Source organism: Actinoplanes sp. SE50/110 (assembly GCF_900119315.1).
Taxonomy (GTDB): domain Bacteria; phylum Actinomycetota; class Actinomycetes; order Mycobacteriales; family Micromonosporaceae; genus Actinoplanes.
The window spans coordinates 6,417,820-6,435,025 of record NZ_LT827010.1; the positions used below are offsets into that span (position 1 = coordinate 6,417,820).

The following is a 17,206-nucleotide window of genomic DNA, read 5'->3' on the forward strand; positions in this document are numbered from 1 at the left end:
AGCTACCCCGCGACCACGGTGATCGCGACCCGGCCCTGCTGCGCGCGGTCGACCAGGCCCGGGCCGAAGGCTTCGGCGACGACCACGTCGACGACGGTGTTGCCGTCGGTCGCCTTGTCCCCGACCCCGGCCACCGTCGCGGGCACGGTCACCGGCCGGGGCAGCGCATCCTGGGCCGCGGCCTTGGGGTCCACGGTGACGTTGTGCGGATCCGAGGTGACCACCAATTGCACGGTGTCACCGGGGTGCAGCGGCCGGGCCGGCAGTTGCGCCGGGGTCAGTTCCAGGCCGATCAGCTGCTTGCCGGCGCCGGGGACCGCTTTGTCGGTGAGCTGCCCTGCGGTGAGCAGGGTGCCGTCGACCAGTTCCACCGCGGCGTATTTGCCGATCACCGTGGACTGCTGGTCAGCCGGGATCGGGGCCAGCCCGGAACCGCGGTTAACCTGCACGGTTTTCAGGTCGCCGGCGGCGATCTGGTGGCCGGCGGTGACGGTGGTCGCGACGGCAAGTACCGGCACCGTGTCACCGGCGGTCCGGGCGTAGGTGTAGGCGCCCAAGGTCGCCACGACCATCACCACGATGCCGGCGGCCAGCAGGCCGGGCCGACGCCGGCGGGGCATCCGCGCGGCCGGGGCGCCGGTCAACGGCAGCGGCCCGGCCGGGGCAGGGCTGGTGCGGGTGTCGGTCAGGCTCATTGGTTGACCACCTGGGCTTCCTTGACCGCGACGGTGGTGGTGGCGACCCGGGTCTGGTCGATGACGCCGGTCTGGCCGCCGCCCGCCCAGTCGACGCGCCACGAGGTCGTCGCGGTGATCGTGTACTTGCCGCCGGGCCGGGTCCGGCTCGGCTGCGGGTAACCGTCGTAGCCGCAGGTCGGCGACCGGCGATCGGCCTCCCCCGCCTTCTGCGCGGTGCCCGGGTTGGTGCAGGTGACGCTGTCACCGTTGCCCATCTGCCAGACGATCTGGCTCGCGCGGGCGGTAATCGTCACCGTGAGCCCGGCCGCGGACGCCGACGCGCTGATCGGACCCCACGTGTTCGGGGTCTTGGCGGTCCACAGCCAGACCGGGGTGAACACGAGGCCGGCGGTGTCAACACCCATCGTCGGCGGCTTCAGCGTGATCGTCGCCAGGGCGCGGCGGGCAAGTTCTTCCGGGCTGGGTCCCTGCGCGGTCGGGTACCACCGCAGGACCGGCGCGCCCAAACCGCCACCGAGCACCACGCCGGTAAAGCAGGTGGCCCAGTACCAGAACCCAGTCCCGCCGTGCGAATCGCCGGCGGGCCCTTCCGCCACCGGTTTGAGGTAGCAGCTTTTGCCGTCGTACCAGCCCAGACTTCCGCCGTCGCAGGGCACCGGCATGCCGAGCCAGTTACAACCGCCGTCGCCGCCCCCGCCACCACCAGTGCTGCTACCGGTGCCGCCACTCGCACCGGGTTGATCGCCCCAGGATCCGCAGTCCCAGCCGGAACAGGCGCCGCCACCGTCGTCGGCTAAAGCCGGCGCGGCCAGCGTGCCAGCTACCAAAGCCGCAACGAGGACTGTTACCTGCACCAGCCGGGCTAGCATGTGGGATCCGTCAAGGCTTGGGACTTGTAGAACATCCAGCCTTTTTTGCCGCCGTAGTCTTTGGCCAGGGTTTCGATGATTCCTCGCCGAGGGCCACTAGGCACCGGCACCGGCGAATTGTTCTTGGTGAAGTACAGCTTGAACTTCGTCGTGTCGTAGCACTCGGTGATGGTGGCGGTCTTCGCCTTGAGGTCGATCTTGCTGATCGTGGGAGTCGACTGCGCTTCTCCCCGGTAGACCGCGCCGTGGATTTTGGTGTTGAGCATGAACGCAACGACGTCTTTTTGAAGCGGATCCTCCAAGTAGCGGGTGAGATCTTCGCTCTTGTAGTCGGCGGTCAGCCCAGCCGTGTCGTAGGCCTGCCGGAACGACCGAAAGCGATCAAGGATCTCCGCGCTGGCAGCCGCTACCGCAGGGTCGGTCGATGGGCTGGCTGAAGTCGGCGCGGGCGGCGGAATCGGCGCAGCCGCCGACTTGTGCGTACAGCCTGCAAGTCCAGCAAGGACTGTCGCAGCTGCCGCCACACGCAGTGCATAGAGTGCGCGCATGCCGTGTCGTCGCCTCCCCATGGCGTCTAGCGGGCACACGCGGAGTAGCGCTCCGGTGCACCCAGTGTGGATCACGCTCGCGTGGCCGGACTCTAGCAATTGACCAATGTCATGACCAGGCAGTAACTTCCCAGCCACGCTCATGATCACCAATTACGTGACGCAAAGTGATCAATGGGATGTCAGGCCGTGAAGGTACTTTGCGGACAAAGGACGTCGTAGGCGGCGCTGCGGTTACCAGATAAGCCCTCCGCAAGCAGCCAATACAGCAGGCATAAGCCAACGGGGGGCCGCGCGAATGGCAGTCACAGACGGTGAATTCTCGACAACCGTCGGACACTTCCCGGAAAGCGGGACGGAACGGTCGCGTTCTGAGACATCGTCATGAGCAATGATTCCCTTCCCTCACTCCCACCCACCGGAACGACCGGCGACCACGTACTGGCCCGCTGGGGCCGACGGCTGTCTCCGCTGGCATGGCTGCGGGCCTCTGCAACCGCATACTGCGTGCCCTTCGGCACCGCCCCGCAGCGTCGCTGCCCGAGGTGCGGCGCACCACTGCTCGCCCTGAGCGGGCCGGGCACCACTGTGACCGGCCGATGCGCGCGCTGCAGGGTCCCGGTGGGACCGGCGGCATGGTGGCTGGAAGCCGGCACGCTCGTCGCCGCCGGCCTCGTGCTGTTCGGAGCCCGATCTGACCTGGAACGGACCGCCTATCTGTGGTTCGCCGTCCTCGGCGTCGTCCTGGCCTGCGTCGACATCGCCGTGCGCCGTCTCCCGAACCTTCTCACCGCGTTCTGGGGTGCCGGGCTACTGGCTGGGCTTCTGATTCCGGCTCTCGCGCAGCACCGGTTCACCTCGTGGCTTCAGGCGCTGGCCTTGGGAATTGTGTTGACCGTTCTGTTCGGATTGGTTGCGCTGGTTCGGCCAGGCCAGCTGGGCTGGGGTGACGTTCGGGCGATCGGTGTCGCCGGCATCGCACTCGGCTGGCTCGGCTGGGCGGCGGCGTATGCAGGGATCTTCCTGTCATTCACTTTCGCCCTGATATTCGTCATCCTCCGCGGCCGCGCACACCGGAAGCAGGCCGTCCGGTTCGGACCATTTCTGGTTGCTGGTGCCGTGGTCGTCTGCGCCCTGATGCCCACGGTGCAGTAGTCCTGGGCATTGGACTTGCCCGTTCTATCGCCGGCACGATCTGGGTCCGCGGTAGCTCACCTAGTACGGTTGAACACGCTGGCTGCCGCTATCCGGATCAATGCTGGCGACAATGCGGCGCCGTGGAGGGACCGATCAAGTCGATGGCGCGCCAGGGGCATCGGGTGCCTAGGCAGACTCCGCACGGACGGGGTGCCGCCGGGCTGGACCTCCGTGCAGGCACGAAGCCGATCAATCACATCAGCTCGGTGATCCCGTCGGACCGGGCGTGGACATCTTTTTGCACTCTTGCACGTCAAGGCAGGTAAAGACCGCCCTTTCCACGCCGGGCAGCTTGCCGACCGTGCCTTCGTCGCGGATCTGGCGGACCGCGGCGATGTCGCTCATCTTCACCTTGAAGCTTTCCGGCAGCGCGTCCCTGCTGACGTCGGCCACGGATGCCGGATCCGCCGAGAAGAGCTTGGTCATCTGCTGGTAGGCCTCGTCACGATTCACGTAGCTGACCTCGGTGACCCCCGGTAGAGCCCGCAGCGCCGCCTCGACATCGTTGCGCTGGGCGTCGGTGGCGTCGTCACGCAGGAACACGGTGAATTCAGCGTTCTCATCGAGGATCTTTTGAATCTGCTCGTCCCGCGTGGGTGCGTCGTCACCGAAAAGGCTGCAGCCGGCCGACCCGGCCACCAGCAGCAACAGGGCAACGATGATCTTCACAGTTCGCACGAGCCGCGACATTACCGTGCGCGCCAATCCAACTCGACCCGGTTACGCGCGCTGCGCAGCCCTTGGACGGCGGTGGCGACCGGGATGTCCAGCCGGACGGAGTGGAGCAGGTTGGTCGGCGTGTCGGTCATCGGTATGTCCGTTCGTTGTTGCCCGGGCCACCCGGGCAACCGTGCGGCGCGGGTGGCTCAGGTCGGGTCGGTGGGGTGCCATCCGTGGTTCAGGTAGGCGGTGGTGTTGGTGGCCAGCGCGTGGGCGCAGGCGTGCAGTCGGCGAACCAGGTGCTCGGCTAGCAGGCGGGGCCATTCAGCGGCGGTGGTCAGCTGCCATGCGGTCAGTTCGTCGGCGGGCAGCCGCAGGTTGTGCAGTTGGTCGGCGGTGAGTTGGCCGCCGTCGAAGATGTAGTTGGCCAGCGGTGGCCGTCCGTCCGGCTGGGCGGGCACCCAGTCGACAACCAGCAGCCGGCCGGGGCTCAGATCAAGTCCGAGTTCTTCGCGGATCTCTCGTGCGGCGGCGTCGGCGGCCGTCCACTCCCGCACCGGATCCCCCGGATCGATCGGAACGCCGCGGGCCGCTACGTTTCTGACCGCGTTGAGGTAACGGCCCGCAGCGGCAACATATGTAGCCCGCGCCAGCGGGATCTCCCGTTCGGGTCGTACGTTCCCCACGCCGGCTCCCCTGTCGCCTCGCCAGGTCGTCTGACCTGGTCCATCTGTGACGGACGGCGATAGTTGTCACCGGATACACCGGCTGACCTCGACGGGCTCCGGAACGGACAGCGCTACCTGTCACCAACGAGCAGCGATAGTTGTCACCTAACGCCTCGTGCGTCCAGGAGTCCACGGAGTGCCCGGGGCGGCGTAAGCCGCCTGCGGCCCTTACCGTGCGTGGTGACCCGTCGTGTCAAACTGCCCGGATCGCGGCTACACCGGATCGAGGTCCAGCGGCAGGTTACGGTCATGATTGTTTGCGCCAAGCGGCGACTGCGGCTCGCCGCAACCTCCATATAGCACGCGCAGACCAAATCATATGGTGTCACAGGCCGCGTCGGCATCGTCGGCGCGATCGCCGTGGGCGTAATCCTGATGAGGATTGCGCGGACCGGCGGCCCCGAAGGCGATAGACAGATCTACCGGTGGACTAGCACCATGGATCGGTGAGACTCGAAGACGGATCATGGTTGGGACTGGATCGCTGGTTCTCGGAGGACCCCGATCTCGCCGAGCAGGTGGTCATCCCTGCTTCAGTCCTACTGCGGTGGCAGTCGATGGGGGCGATCGCCGAATCGTCGGGCGCAGTTGAGGTGTGCCTCCAGCAGATCTTCGTGGCCCTCATGGGCACCCGGCGAGCCTCGGTTGTCGCGTCCGGACAGAATGCTGGTTGGCTCGTCGACAACTGCCTCGCGGTATTGCGTGAGCCGAGCTTTTCCCACACCGAGGACACCCGCGAGCTAATCAAGGTGCTTGTGCGGGCGCCGGACGTGCTGCGCAGCCGTAATGATCTCCTCCACGCCTTCTGGGTGCGGCACGAGGGTGGGGATGCCCGAGTCAACACGCGGTACCGCAAGGCGCCGACCCTCAAGTCGGTGGAAACGACCGAGCCTGCCTCGGCGGCGGAACGGCTCCAGATCCTCGAGAAGCTGCTAGCCGACCTCGGCTATCGGATCTTCGGCGACAAGATGTCTTGGCATTCCGTGGCCGTCGGCTGCCCCGAATCGGTCACTTACACCGTGGACGACCTCGATCCCGACGCAGCCTTCCGGCGTCCGGTGCCGGGTTCGTCCCGGCCTGCGCGCGAACCCACCGTATTGGAGCTGAAGCGGCGGGCCGCGCAAATCCGGGAGATCGTGGAGGCCAGCAAAATTCCCTACCGCTTGGATCTACCGGATCGGCACGAGGAAAAGTGCTTCTGGATTCTTTGAACCGTAATTCCGCGCCTTGATATCAATGGGGCCGTGGAGGCAGGACTTCTACCCGCAGCCAGGACGATAGAGGTGCGGCAATCGCCGCCGGGCGGTCCTCGGAGGCGAAAAGGTCGGCGCCGACAACGGTGAGGCCGGTGCAGCGGCATCCGCTAATCGGCTAAAGGCGTTCTACAGATCCTGGGTGGCCAGCTCCCACGTTGGTAACAGAGGGTTACCCGTACACGTCTGGCGCTCGGGCGGACCTCAGCCGGCCATGGCCGGCGAGGTGTCAACTATCGCTGTCCTGGTGACAACTATCGCTGTCCGTCACACCATCCCACTTGCCACCGAGGCGGCATAGGCTACGCTGACCATCGTACGGATGTTCGATTCGACCGCGAAACGGATCGAGGATCCACGGATTGAGCTGCACTTCCCCGCAGCGTGGACAGGCGTGGGGAGTTGGCGTGGGCGCGTCGTGGAGCGGGGACCGCCGAATCGGCGGTGTCGCCGATGTGCGCGCCGTCCTCGCCAGGGTCGAGGCGGGCGCCCGCACGCGTGGGGCGACAGCGTTGATGGCAGCCGGTCCAGACGGCGGCTGACGCGGAACTTACCGCTCCGGATGCGGATTAGCTTGAAGCGGGTCAAGTGGCAGGCTACCCGGATCAGATTGCCGCCAGGTGTTGCTGGGAACACCGTCTCGGATCAACGCTGACCACAGGCGAAGTGACGGGTTTGGCGACGTGGCGGCGTCGGCGACTGCCGCCCGGAAGAAGCGCGTGATAGCGACGGCCGACAGGCCCAGCCTCGGGTCCGCGCCAGCAGCAGTAGCCGCCGCCAAATTCGCAATCGTGATCCGCCGACGCGGATCAGGCTCGACCTGCCCGATGAGCAGAACCTCGCCGGCCTGCACAGCCAGCCCCTGCGACTGACCCACCGGTTTGATAGCAACACGCCCGCCGGCTGGGGAATCGATCACGCTGAAGCCGGCTAGTGCGTTGACCACGAACGTTCACCGGGTCTGATCGTCAGGCGGCCTTGGTTCGGGGTCGGCCCCAGCGTTGTTGGCGTTCGCTGCGGACTCGGGCTCGTTCGCGGCGTTGCGCGGCCAGGACGTCGGGGTGGCGGGCGTTGGCGTTGCGCCAGCGCAAGTATTTCTGCAGCTTGCGAGCTAAGACGGTGTGGTTCGGGTGGTTCGAGTTCGCCATGGTGAACATGCGCAGCGGCCCGAACTGCGCCTCGATCGGGTTGGCCCAGGACGCGCTGGTCGGCGTCAGGCACAGCTCGACCTTGTTACGAACTGCCCAGGCCCGGATGGTCGGCGTTTTGTTCGCCGACAGGTTGTCCATGATCACGTAGATCGGCGCGCCGTCCGGCCGCGCTTTCCGGATCGATTTCAGCGCGGACAGGGTGTGGTCTGCGCCTTTACGTCGCCGGTTCACGCCCCAGAGCTGGTCGTCGCCGAGGCTGTAGCAGCCGTGGAAGTAGCGGATGCCGTGCGTGCGATGGTAGGCCGCCGGCAGCCGGTCCGGATGCGATCGCGGGGCCCAGCCGCGGCCGTGGTGCGGGCGGATCGACAACGGCCCGAACTGGTTGAACGCAAAGCTGCGGGCCGGGAATCGGGTGGTGACTTCCTCGATCCGGTCGAGTTTGGCGTCGAAGTCCGGGTCCTTCGACTCCTTCCAGGTCCGGGTCCGCTGCCAGCTGACCTGGTTACGGCGCAGGATCTGCCGCAGCCGTTCCCGGCCGATGATGACTTCGCGAGTGGCGTCGGTGGCCAGGAAATCGGCGAGTTTGCGCAGGCTCCAGCAGGTGAAGGGCCGCCCGAGCGTGCTCGGGCGGGCCGTGGCCGTCGCGACGATGAACGCTTCATCGTCGTCACTGATCCGGCGGGGACGGCCTCCCGCCCACTGAGGGTCCAGCGCACGTAAGCCGATCTCGTTGAACGAGTGGATCACGTCGCGGACGGTGTCCTCATGCCCGGCGATCAGGCTCGCGATCGCCGGCACTGGTGTCCCGGACGCGGACGCCATGATGATCAACGCCCGGCGCACCCGGACCGAATCGTGCTTGCCCCTGCGGACTAGTTGTTGCAGCTTGCGGCCTTCTTCTTGCGTCAACCGCCGTGCCCTGACCGGCTCGACCAACCCGCTACCTCACTCTCCACGACGAATGTCACTGCCGTTGAGAGTGAGGTGTCCCCAGCAGTTACCGGTGGAAGTGATCCGGCGTGTCATCGACCCGGCGAACGTTCGTGGTCAACGCACTAGCCACCTTGTCGAGCCGACGGTATATGGCCGCAGGGTGGAAAATCTTGGACTGTCCACCGGTGGTGCTCAGCGAGAATTGCCCGGGTGGTGGAGGGTGGATATGCGGGCAGCCTCACGCCGTAGGGGGCGTGAGGCTGCCTGCTGCCGATTACTTAGCTGATCTGGCCGCAGGTATCACGGTGCCCGGTTGCTACGGTCCTCGGCGTAGGGGGTGTCGAGGGAAGTCGCCGGGCTTGCTGGTTCAGCTGTAGGAAACCCAGGACTTGGTGGTCGGGGTGTTCTTGGCGGTGCAGACGGCGTGGTTGCCCGAGAGCAGTTCGGTGCTGAGCACGTTGACGGTCAGGCCGCACACGTTGGCGGCGACGTCGACCGGCACGTTCTGCAGCGCGATGACCTGGTTGCCGCTGGCGACGTCCTGGACGTAGACGTTGACCAGGCCGTTCTGCGGGGTCGCCATGGCAGGACCGGTCAGCGCGAGGCTGCCGGCGGCGGCGCCGGCGGTCAGGGCGAGGGCGGCGACAGCGGTACGGATACGCATCAGAGAATCTCCGTTCAACCGTAGGGGGTGTTGCTCGAACGGGGGCTCTAATCCCCTCCACGAAGATCAGTAATCACAGATAAAACAAAAGTCAAATTTCCTGCAAACGGCTTCCGACGGGAAGCCAGGTCGTGATATTAGCGCCGACCGCGAAATGCAGTATTGTTCATATGTGCAAGTTGCATACATGAACGGGCATCAGCCAATCTTTGAAATTACTGATGAGTCGCTTTCCTGTATGACGTGGCAATGCTGATCACGGAGACAGAATCTTGCGCCGCAGGGATTTCGACGCTCCGTCTTCGCTGGTGGTTCGCGTGGCGGCGGGGTCCCGGGGCGGTCCCGATCGGGTTCGTCCGGTTGGGGTCTGCACCGGGCTGTCTTCACGATCCCTGCCAGCTATTGACGGGGACTATGGTCAATCACGAGGTGATGCAGATGGCAGCCACGGCGCTGCAGGTTGAAACCGTCGCCAGCCGGCGCGGAATTCAGGTGCGCGTCGCCGGTGAACTCGATCTGGCAACTGCGGGGATACTCGGCGTGGCCTTAGCCGAAGCGCTGGCGGCCGGGGTCGGCCACATCGACCTGGATTTGGCGGACGTGTCGTTTCTCGACTGTGCCGGTCTGCGGACGTTGGAGCGTGCCGTCACAGCGTCAGGCAAGCGGCTGCGGCTGGTGGCTGCCAGTGCGACTGTCTGCTGGATGCTGCGCATCGCCGGCATGCAGTGGCACCTCGACACTGCGGCATGCGAGCGACAATCCGGGTGTCCAGGCCCGCTCAACCCGGCCGGTCACCTTGAGATTCCTCAAGGGCCGCCTGAGCCTGAGGTCTGACAACGGTTCGGTCACGGTCTCACCGCCGCGCTGTCGCCGCCCGGCGGGCAGTCGGCGGGGGCAGTGATTGCGCCGTCGTACCCGGGCGGCATGTCAGCCAGGGTCGCGGACCCTGTCGACGGGGGCATGATCCTGTCGCGGCTGCAGCCCGGCGATCACACCTGCATCACACACGGCGTGATCGTGCCGGAGACCGCGTTGATTCTGCGCCGTTGTCCTCAAGGCAGTCGTCGCCAGTGCCGATAGGTACGGCTTTCGGTGCTTCAGCCGGTGTGTGCATGGCTGAGGGTCGCCTGTTGTGCTCGGGCAGGAGTTTGCCTCTCAGAGTGGGCCGGATCTGAATTCAAGCCATCGGGCGCTCTCGTCTCGGTGTAGCCCGTGCCCGGGTGCTCGTCTCGCCGGTAAATCGGCGGCGGGATATCGCTCAGGTGAGGTTGCTGAACTGCTGCAGGAGAGCGCCGGCCTGTTGTGCTCCGGTGTGCAGCTGTTGGAGCTGGTCGGCGGTGAACTGCTGGGCGGTGACGCCGATGATGCAGTGGGCGCCGACGGTCTGCCCGGCGAGGACGATCGGCACGCCGGCGTAGCTGGCTACGTTGTCGACGGTCACCAGCGGGTTGGCGGCGTGTGTGGACGCGGCCATGTCGGGGATCACGTAGGGCTGTCCGGTGGTGACGGTGTTGACGCAGAACGACCACTCGATCGGGGTGCCGCCGGCCGCGGCGATCCAGCAGCCGTCAAGGCTGGTGGAACCGGCGAACAGCTGTGAGGTGTCGAGGACCAAGGTGACCAGGCTGATCGGCATGCCGGTGGCTTGTGCGGTGTCTTCGGCAACGTGGTTGAGCCCGGCGCGCAGGGCGGGGTTGTCGAAGTCGATTGCGGCCAGGACACGCATCCGGGCAGGATCGGTCAGGGTGTGAGCGGCGGGAGCGGCGGACATGGTGTTCTCCTGGGGATGGTGCGGGAGGGCCTGGTGCAGCTGGCAGTGAGCCGGGCTTACTTCACCGTGTCGTGCAACGCCCGGTAGGTGACGGCGCGGATCTTCTCGGATCGGGCAGTGACGCGTACCAGGTCGCCGAGCTCCATGAGGTACTCGGTCATCTTGACCAGGTCGTCGGTGCTGGCCGAGGTTCGGCGGCCGGCCTTCTTGACCGCGAGGTCGGTGAGAGCCCTGGCCGCGTCGGCGCCGACGGATGCGGTGAGCGCGGTGAGCAGGCTTTTCTCGGTAGGTTGCGCATAGTCGTAGCCGGGGATGGTCATTGCAGGACTCCTAGCTGTGGCAATCGCGGGGCGCGGCCGGGTGGCGGGTGCGGTGTTTACGGGCTGCCGGCGACGTTGCTGCGGCGGCCCTGAGCGCGTCGGTTGTCCGGCGCCCGGGCGGATCTCAGTAGTGGAAGCGCTGGACGAGGTCCTGCAGGCCGGTCGCGGCCCGGGACAGTTCCGCGGTCGCGGTGCGAGCCTCGGTCATCCCGGCGCTGGTGCTGGCGGCACCGTCGGCGACGCCGCCGATGGTGCCGGCGATGTCACCGGCCCCGATCGCTGCCTGAGCGATGTTGCGGCCGATCTCTGCGGTGGTGGCGGTCTGTTCCTCGACCGCCGCGGCGATCGTGGTCTGGTACTGGTTGATCTGCTCGATCACCCGGGAAATCTCGCCGATCGAGCCGGCGGCGGCGCGGGCGTCGGACTGGATCGCCGAGACGCGGGCGGCGATGTCTTCGGTAGCGCGGGCGGTTTCCTGGGCCAGGTCCTTGACCTCGCTGGCGACCACGGCGAAACCCTTACCGGCGTCGCCGGCGCGGGCGGCCTCGATGGTGGCGTTGAGGGCGAGCAGGTTGGTCTGCTCGGCGATCGCGGTGATCAGCTGGAGCACGTTGCCGATCTCGGCGCTGGAGGCATCAAGCCGGGTGACCGTGCCCGAGGCGCTGGCCGCCGCATCAACGGCCGACGCGGCGACCCGGGCCGCATCCGAGGCAGACTCGGCGATCTCCCGGATCGCCGCGGACATCTCCTCGGCGCCCGCGACAACCGACTGCACACTGGCCGACACCTGGCTGGCCGCGGCCGCGACTGACTGCGACCGGCCGGAGGTGTCCTCGGCGGTCCCGGCGATCGCGGTGCTGGTGGCCGCCAGCTGAGTGGCCGAGCTCGCGACGCCGTCAGCCGTTTCGGCGACTGCCCGCACCGTCTCCCGCACACCCGTGGTGGCCTGCGTCAGCACGGCGGCCATCCGGCCGATCTCATCCCGGGAGCCCACCTCGGCGATACCGGTCAAGTCACCCCCGGCCATCCCGGTCAGCACTGTGCCGACCTCGCGCAGCGGCCGCACGATGCACCGCACCGTGTACGCGGCAACGATCGCGCCGACCAGCACACCCACGCTGAGCAGAATGATCAGGTTGGTGCGGGCGTGGTGGTAGGTGTCAGCGGCCTCCGTCACCCGCGCGACGCCCTGCGCCTGCTCGGCGGCGCCGGCGGTGTCGAGCGCGGCCATCACCTTGGTCATGATCGGGTTGGCGGTGGTGGTGGCCACCTTCTCGAACGTCGGGTAATCGCCGGCAAGCGCCGCCGGAAGCTGCTGTGTGTCCCGCACATTGACGTACTGCTGCCACAGCTGGGTGAACTCGTCGACGCCGGCCGGGTCGTTCGCGTCGGCCCGGTAGGCGGCCGCCGCCGCGGCGACAGCCTTGTCGGCCGCATCCAGCTTGGCCTGCGCGGCCTTCTTGTCCGCCAGCAGCGCCACGTCACGCACCGCGATCCGGGCGGTCAACGCCTGCTGACGCAACTGGGCCAGCTGCACCGCCGGGACCAGGCTCTTCTGCTGGATGGCCTCACCGCTGCGGTACACGGCGGCCAAACTGGCGATCGCCAGCAAGCCCGCAGCAACCGCCGCGGCCGCGACGACACCCACCGCGGTGAAAATCTTCACCGCCACCGGAAGATCAGCGAACCAACGGCCGGCCGGGTTCCCGGTACGGCGCACGACACCATCAGTACGGGCCATCAGAGTGGTCCTTCAGCCTCAGGGGCTGCGGCTGCCCCCGCTACCCTCGCTGCCTCTTCGACCTACCCGACAACCCGGCTTAGCAGCGCACCCGAGATGCAACCCATCTCAGACCGGCAGCAGCCCTGCCGATAAGTCTGACGGTCGACCGTGTCCACCCACCCAGGTGGACCCGGCCGGTGATCCCTGCCCGGATCACCGGCCGGTTCACCATGCCGCCAGTCCGGCGGCGGGGAGGCCTCAGGTTCACCGCTTCAGAGCGATGACCAATTCTCCTGCACCACTCGGGTAATCGGGTGGGTCGTCACCGAGCACCCGGCGACAACCGGCCAGGGCCTGCCCGTACAGCGGGCCCGCCCGCCCAGATCTTCAAATCCTCCTGCCGCTCCAGGCGTGGGCGGATGGTTCGGTCCTACTCGTAGGCGGTTAGCCAGTCGGACATCTGCTTGACCTCGCGCCAGATGAACCCTTCGTCGTGGAAGGCGTTCGCCAAGGTCGCAACGCCTTGACTGAACGCTATGACGTGCATGGCGAGTGCATCGGCCTCCGATTCGTGCCCGAGCAACGCGAACTGTTCACGCAACCAGGTGCGGAACAGGGTGAACACGCTGTTGGCTTCAGCGAACGACGCATGATTCAACTTCGCCAGTTCGGTGGTCAAAGTGCCTACCGGGCACCCGTACATCTGGACATCAGCCCGATTGGTCAGCGGAATCTCGATGTACCTGCGGATCCGCCCGGCAGGTGTGGGCTCCTCGGTCTCCCATCGCTCGAGCATCCGCCGCCTCTCGGCGAGACGGGCATCGATCACGGCCGCCAGGATGTCGTCCTTCGTCTTGAAGTGGTAGTAAAAGTTCCCTCGCGATATCTGGACGGCCTCGGCGATCGCGGCGAACGAGGTGTGCTCGTACCCCTGCTGATAAAACAGCCGATCGGCCGCCTCGATGATCTGCTCTCGGGTCGCCTTGACGCCGCCCATCACACACCCCCTCGTCAGGACGCAGATTCTAACACCCGGCTAGGTCGCCCGTCCTACGTGACGCGTCGGCAAGAGCGCTCCCGCTTGACGTCTTTAGGTCGCCCGTCCTAATGTTTCGGCCTGGGACGCCCGTCCTAGTGAAGAGATAGCAGCGGAGGTCACCTTGTCAACCGGCCTTTTCGAGCCGTTCCCTCTGGGAGATCTGACCCTCGCGAACCGCATGGTCATGGCACCGCTGACCCGCAATCGCGCCGACCATGACGGGGTCGTCACGCCGATGATGGTCACCCACTACCGTCAGCGTGCTACCACAGGCCTGATCATCAGCGAGTCCACTCCCGTCTCGGCCGAGGGCGTCGGCTACCCCAACACCCCCGGCATTCACACCGAGGCCCAGGCGGCCGGCTGGCTCCGCCTCACCGAGGCGGTCCACGCAGAATCAGGTCGCGTCTTCGTCCAACTGCAGCACTGTGGGCGGATCTCGCACCCGAGCCTGCTGCCGGACGGCAGCACCCCGGTGGCGCCATCGGCGCTACGGCCGTCGGGCCAGACTTTTACGCCTTCGGGGCTTCAGGAGTTCGTCATGCCACGCGAACTCGAAGCCCACGAGGTGCCGGAGATCGTCGCTCAATTCGAGCATGCCGCCAAACGGGCGCTCGACGCCGGATTCGACGGCGTCGAAGTACATGCAGGCAACGGCTACCTCGTCGACCAGTTCCTGCGCGATGCGACAAACATCCGCACCGACGCGTACGGAGGCAGTCCCCGCAACCGGATGCGCCTGCTCAACGAGATCCTCGACGCGGTGTGTGCAGTGTGGCCGGCACACCGGGTGGGAGTGCGGTTCACCCCCGAGAACAGCTTCAACTCGATGGCGGATACCAACCCACAGGCGCACTTCCGGTACTTCCTCGAACAGCTCCGGACCCGCGACCTCGCCTATGTCCACATGCTCGAAGGTGACATGACGACGAAAACCAGCGCCCTCGACTACCGCGCTCTTCGCGACGCGTTCACCGGCACCTACATCGCCAACAACGGATATGACCTCCCCCGTGCCCAGACAGCGATCCGGGACGGCGCCGCCGACCTCATCGCCTTCGGTGTCCCGTTCCTGGCCAACCCCGATCTGGTCCGCCGCTACCGCGACGGCCTCCCCCTCAACACCGCCGACCCGTCCACCTACTACACAGGCGGCCCACTCGGATACATTGACTACCCCACGTACGACGCCTGACCTCATCTGAAACAGATCCCCAAACCCGAGGTCGTCGGCGACGTCACATGCGGCGACGAACCCTGGACGCGATCTACCGCGTTAACAATCGCCGGCCTGTTTCGAAGAACCAGACTTGGCCCCACTGGGCGAACTTCTTTCGGTACCAGTGACTCCGGGCCAAGAGCGCGCCAAAGAGAAGAATCCGCAGGCCAAAGGTGGCGCCGAATGGTCTTGGTACGCAGTGGGGTGAAGCCAAGAGAAGTTCGATCGCTGGTACCGAAACAGGTTCGTACAAACACCGGCCTATGTCCCGGCTTCCCAGCAGGGCCTTGCGACACTCGCCGACGCCTTCGGTGACCGGGATCTCCTGCAACATGAGGCGCAACTCGGGGAAATCCTGCCCGCCGCCCGCATCGTCACATCCGCCAAGACCCAACCCGTAAAGGAACGGCATGTTCATCGTCTTGCTCCGGTTCACCGAAAACAAAGCCGCCGCCGGCGAGCACATGCCCGGCCACCAGCAGTGGATCAAGCAAGGTCTGGAAGATCAGGTATTCCTGCTCGTGGGCGGCATCCAGCCACAACTCGGGGGCGCGGTGCTGGCGCACAACACGTCCCTACCGCAGTTGCAACAACGGGTCGACGCCGACCCGTTCGTCATCCACCGGGTCGTCGACGCCGAGATCCTGGAAATCACGCCGGGCGCGACCGACCCGCGGCTGGACTTCCTGATGCCGGTGGGATGACGTGGTTGACCAGCGCGACCAAGGAGGCCCTGCGCTTGGGTAGACCTCCGATAGCGCGAAGGGTCAAGTCCTAGCGGTTATTCGTGCGTCTTACTGTGTTGCCATCAGTAGTGTCCGGCGCATGCTCGTGCACCAGTACGCCTACTTCGCGCTCTCCTCGAACCAGGTGTCGGCCGCTGAGACCACCGCGCGGTTGCTGATTGATCCTGATGAGGTCGTGATCCGGGGCAGCCGTCATGTGGAACCGGTGCGACCCGCTTCCACAGCTGGAAGATTGTTTGCCGCAAGCCAGGACTGACGGTGGAAGAGCAGATCACCACCATCATTGATCGGCTGTTCGAATACGCCCCGATGATCGGCGACGTCGCGACCGAGCTCGACCGGATTGATGGCATGCCGGGTGCAGCGACCATGCAGGCCGTTCGGGTGTTTGGACATCCTGCAGCTAAGGCTGAGGAACTCAGCCGCCCTCCGCGGTGGCCATCGCGAGCGCCCTGCGAAAGGCCCTCGCGGAGCTGTCGCTGGACTGCAGCAAGCGCGCGCTTCTATGGACGGCCGCCATACTGACCGCCATCCACGTACTATAAGCATCGCCGTGAAGGCCAGAAACAGGCTTTATAGGACCCTGCAGCCGGTCCGTACGGGCACTGCTGGAGAGAGCCCGCCGCTACCGTGATCTTCAGCCTGAATATAAGCATCCAGAGGAACATCATTTCCGAACCAAGAACAGTCATATCTATTAATGTCAACGGTGAACGAGCCGCCCGGTAAATTGAATGGTCGCGGGGTGGACTGGACGGTTCGCTCCCACAGCACCTTCCCACTTGAGGTCTCGTGCAGACGGATAGTGACAGGTCCTACGCTGAACTGAGAGGCGGAAACCCGGAAGCGCGGAATATCGTCAGTCGAATCGGAGGAACATATGTTGTCCGCGCCGCACACAGGCTGCGGCCACCAGCGACCCACGGTAATCTTCAGATCCAGTCGGTTCTGCGGAGCCATTTTGTTGTAGTACTGATTAAGAAGACGGTTCTGAGGGGTGACGCAGACCTGGTCAGAGGGCCTGGCATCGCGCCATACATACGGCTCTTGGCAGAAATCACTGCTCACTGGGGTAAGTGGTGTAGCCGGAATGTGCACCGTTCGGGAGGCGGCTGCTTCGTTATCTGCCCAGGCCTGACGACGCAAGTCAGGGGGCACACATACGTGGTCGCCGACAAATGCCTCCCGCCAGACGTAGCCTTCTAAGCAGGCGTCATCGGGCGGATTTCCCGCTGCTGCCACCGGACCGAAGATTACGGCCTGAATGCCGGCAACGGCAAGCAAGGCAAGCATGGCGGGACGCATGCGCTTAAGCGTAGGGGGCCTAACGGTTCTCCAACCTCAGAACCGACATGTTGACCTTCTTGAGATGCGTCCTGCGCGCCCTCCCGACGGTTATAGAACCGCGACTGCGGAAGGACACGCCAGCACCGGGATAGCCTGCCCGAACTCACACCGGCGGCGGCCGCCGCGGCAGGCAGGTCCTCGGTGAACCAGCCGAGCCGGCGGGCGCTGTCGAAGGCGTGGAGGCTGGCGGCCATCCAGGCCTGCCGCTCGTCACCGCTGCGGCGAACTCGGGCCCGGCCACCAGGGTCATCAGGTCGCCGACCCAGTACGGGCCGCCCTACTGGTGAGACCGCGTGTTCAACTGTCACGGGTTCGCCTACCAATCCCGTCCTCTCCATCA

Annotated in this window: 20 protein-coding genes; 6 read left to right on the forward strand and 14 right to left on the reverse strand. The window is 66.0% G+C overall.

What is annotated here, in order from left to right:
* Positions 1–2: 2 nt before the first annotated feature.
* From ACSP50_RS29025 to ACSP50_RS42430, 3 genes are read right to left on the reverse strand one after another with little or no spacing between them, the layout of a single operon-like run.
* A complete protein-coding gene (locus tag ACSP50_RS29025; RefSeq protein ID WP_014692852.1) occupies positions 3–695 on the reverse strand; it encodes an SAF domain-containing protein in 693 nt (230 codons plus the stop codon).
* On the reverse strand, positions 692–1,567 hold the full coding sequence (locus ACSP50_RS29030) for a hypothetical protein (RefSeq protein WP_014692853.1): 876 nt from the start codon (positions 1,565–1,567) through the stop codon (positions 692–694). The genes ACSP50_RS29025 and ACSP50_RS29030 overlap by 4 nt, the downstream gene beginning before the upstream one ends.
* Positions 1,561–2,115: a hypothetical protein gene (locus ACSP50_RS42430; RefSeq protein WP_155123655.1), complete on the reverse strand. Its 555-nt coding sequence runs from the start codon at positions 2,113–2,115 to the stop codon at positions 1,561–1,563. The genes ACSP50_RS29030 and ACSP50_RS42430 overlap by 7 nt, the downstream gene beginning before the upstream one ends.
* 621 nt (positions 2,116–2,736) lie before the next feature.
* Here ACSP50_RS42430 and ACSP50_RS29040 point away from each other — a divergent pair.
* On the forward strand, positions 2,737–3,270 hold the full coding sequence (locus ACSP50_RS29040; RefSeq protein WP_014692855.1) for a prepilin peptidase: 534 nt from the start codon (positions 2,737–2,739) through the stop codon (positions 3,268–3,270).
* Between the two features lie 240 nt (positions 3,271–3,510).
* Here ACSP50_RS29040 and ACSP50_RS29045 read toward each other — a convergent pair whose 3' ends face one another.
* Entirely contained in the window at positions 3,511–3,981 is a 471-nt protein-coding gene (locus tag ACSP50_RS29045; RefSeq protein WP_043512382.1) for a permease-like cell division protein FtsX, read from the reverse strand.
* Between the two features lie 197 nt (positions 3,982–4,178).
* Positions 4,179–4,658 carry an NUDIX domain-containing protein gene (locus tag ACSP50_RS43565; RefSeq protein WP_014692858.1) on the reverse strand — a complete coding sequence of 160 codons (480 nt, stop codon included), beginning with the start codon at positions 4,656–4,658 and terminating at the stop codon, positions 4,179–4,181.
* A gap of 488 nt (positions 4,659–5,146) precedes the next feature.
* On the opposite strand from ACSP50_RS43565, the gene ACSP50_RS29055 reads away from it, so the two are divergent.
* Positions 5,147–5,911: a hypothetical protein gene (locus ACSP50_RS29055; protein WP_155123656.1), complete on the forward strand. Its 765-nt coding sequence runs from the start codon at positions 5,147–5,149 to the stop codon at positions 5,909–5,911.
* A 592-nt stretch (positions 5,912–6,503) separates the two neighbouring features.
* On the opposite strand, the gene ACSP50_RS42440 is transcribed toward ACSP50_RS29055, so the two are convergent.
* The 3 genes from ACSP50_RS42440 to ACSP50_RS29065 all read right to left on the reverse strand — a co-directional run bounded on the left by ACSP50_RS42440 (position 6,504) and on the right by ACSP50_RS29065 (position 8,701).
* Positions 6,504–6,899: a hypothetical protein gene (locus ACSP50_RS42440; RefSeq protein ID WP_155123657.1), complete on the reverse strand. Its 396-nt coding sequence runs from the start codon at positions 6,897–6,899 to the stop codon at positions 6,504–6,506.
* A gap of 22 nt (positions 6,900–6,921) precedes the next feature.
* Positions 6,922–8,040: an IS630 family transposase gene (locus ACSP50_RS29060; RefSeq protein ID WP_014692860.1), complete on the reverse strand. Its 1,119-nt coding sequence runs from the start codon at positions 8,038–8,040 to the stop codon at positions 6,922–6,924.
* Between the two features lie 364 nt (positions 8,041–8,404).
* Positions 8,405–8,701 carry a hypothetical protein gene (locus ACSP50_RS29065; RefSeq protein ID WP_014692861.1) on the reverse strand — a complete coding sequence of 99 codons (297 nt, stop codon included), beginning with the start codon at positions 8,699–8,701 and terminating at the stop codon, positions 8,405–8,407.
* 414 nt (positions 8,702–9,115) lie between these two features.
* On the opposite strand from ACSP50_RS29065, the gene ACSP50_RS29070 reads away from it, so the two are divergent.
* Positions 9,116–9,535, forward strand: coding sequence for an STAS domain-containing protein (locus ACSP50_RS29070; RefSeq protein ID WP_014692862.1), 420 nt, complete (start codon positions 9,116–9,118; stop codon positions 9,533–9,535).
* Between the two features lie 424 nt (positions 9,536–9,959).
* Here ACSP50_RS29070 and ACSP50_RS29075 read toward each other — a convergent pair whose 3' ends face one another.
* The 4 genes from ACSP50_RS29075 to ACSP50_RS29090 all read right to left on the reverse strand — a co-directional run bounded on the left by ACSP50_RS29075 (position 9,960) and on the right by ACSP50_RS29090 (position 13,512).
* The gene (locus tag ACSP50_RS29075; protein ID WP_014692863.1) at positions 9,960–10,472 is read right to left on the reverse strand and encodes a GAF domain-containing protein; all 513 of its coding nucleotides are present in this window, start codon (positions 10,470–10,472) and stop codon (positions 9,960–9,962) included.
* A gap of 56 nt (positions 10,473–10,528) precedes the next feature.
* Positions 10,529–10,792, reverse strand: a complete 264-nt coding sequence (locus ACSP50_RS29080; RefSeq protein ID WP_014692864.1) for a hypothetical protein — start codon at positions 10,790–10,792, stop codon at positions 10,529–10,531.
* 124 nt (positions 10,793–10,916) lie between these two features.
* The gene (locus ACSP50_RS29085) at positions 10,917–12,533 is read right to left on the reverse strand and encodes a methyl-accepting chemotaxis protein (RefSeq protein WP_014692865.1); all 1,617 of its coding nucleotides are present in this window, start codon (positions 12,531–12,533) and stop codon (positions 10,917–10,919) included.
* A gap of 412 nt (positions 12,534–12,945) precedes the next feature.
* On the reverse strand, positions 12,946–13,512 hold the full coding sequence (locus ACSP50_RS29090; RefSeq protein WP_014692866.1) for a TetR/AcrR family transcriptional regulator: 567 nt from the start codon (positions 13,510–13,512) through the stop codon (positions 12,946–12,948).
* A gap of 163 nt (positions 13,513–13,675) precedes the next feature.
* Here ACSP50_RS29090 and ACSP50_RS29095 point away from each other — a divergent pair, with 163 nt between their 5' ends.
* A complete protein-coding gene (locus tag ACSP50_RS29095) occupies positions 13,676–14,749 on the forward strand; it encodes an alkene reductase (RefSeq protein ID WP_014692867.1) in 1,074 nt (357 codons plus the stop codon).
* Positions 14,750–14,822: 73 nt separating this feature from the next.
* Here ACSP50_RS29095 and ACSP50_RS42445 read toward each other — a convergent pair whose 3' ends face one another.
* Positions 14,823–15,191, reverse strand: coding sequence for a hypothetical protein (locus ACSP50_RS42445; protein ID WP_155123658.1), 369 nt, complete (start codon positions 15,189–15,191; stop codon positions 14,823–14,825).
* Here ACSP50_RS42445 and ACSP50_RS29100 point away from each other — a divergent pair.
* A complete protein-coding gene (locus ACSP50_RS29100; RefSeq protein ID WP_014692868.1) occupies positions 15,184–15,477 on the forward strand; it encodes a YciI family protein in 294 nt (97 codons plus the stop codon). The genes ACSP50_RS42445 and ACSP50_RS29100 overlap by 8 nt on opposite strands.
* Before the next feature lie 121 nt (positions 15,478–15,598).
* Positions 15,599–15,775 (forward strand): hypothetical protein, encoded by a 177-nt coding sequence (locus ACSP50_RS42450; protein ID WP_155123659.1) that lies wholly within the window; start codon positions 15,599–15,601, stop codon positions 15,773–15,775.
* Positions 15,776–16,092: 317 nt separating this feature from the next.
* On the opposite strand, the gene ACSP50_RS42455 is transcribed toward ACSP50_RS42450, so the two are convergent.
* Entirely contained in the window at positions 16,093–16,824 is a 732-nt protein-coding gene (locus ACSP50_RS42455) for a hypothetical protein (protein WP_155123660.1), read from the reverse strand.
* Positions 16,825–17,206: the final 382 nt, after the last annotated feature.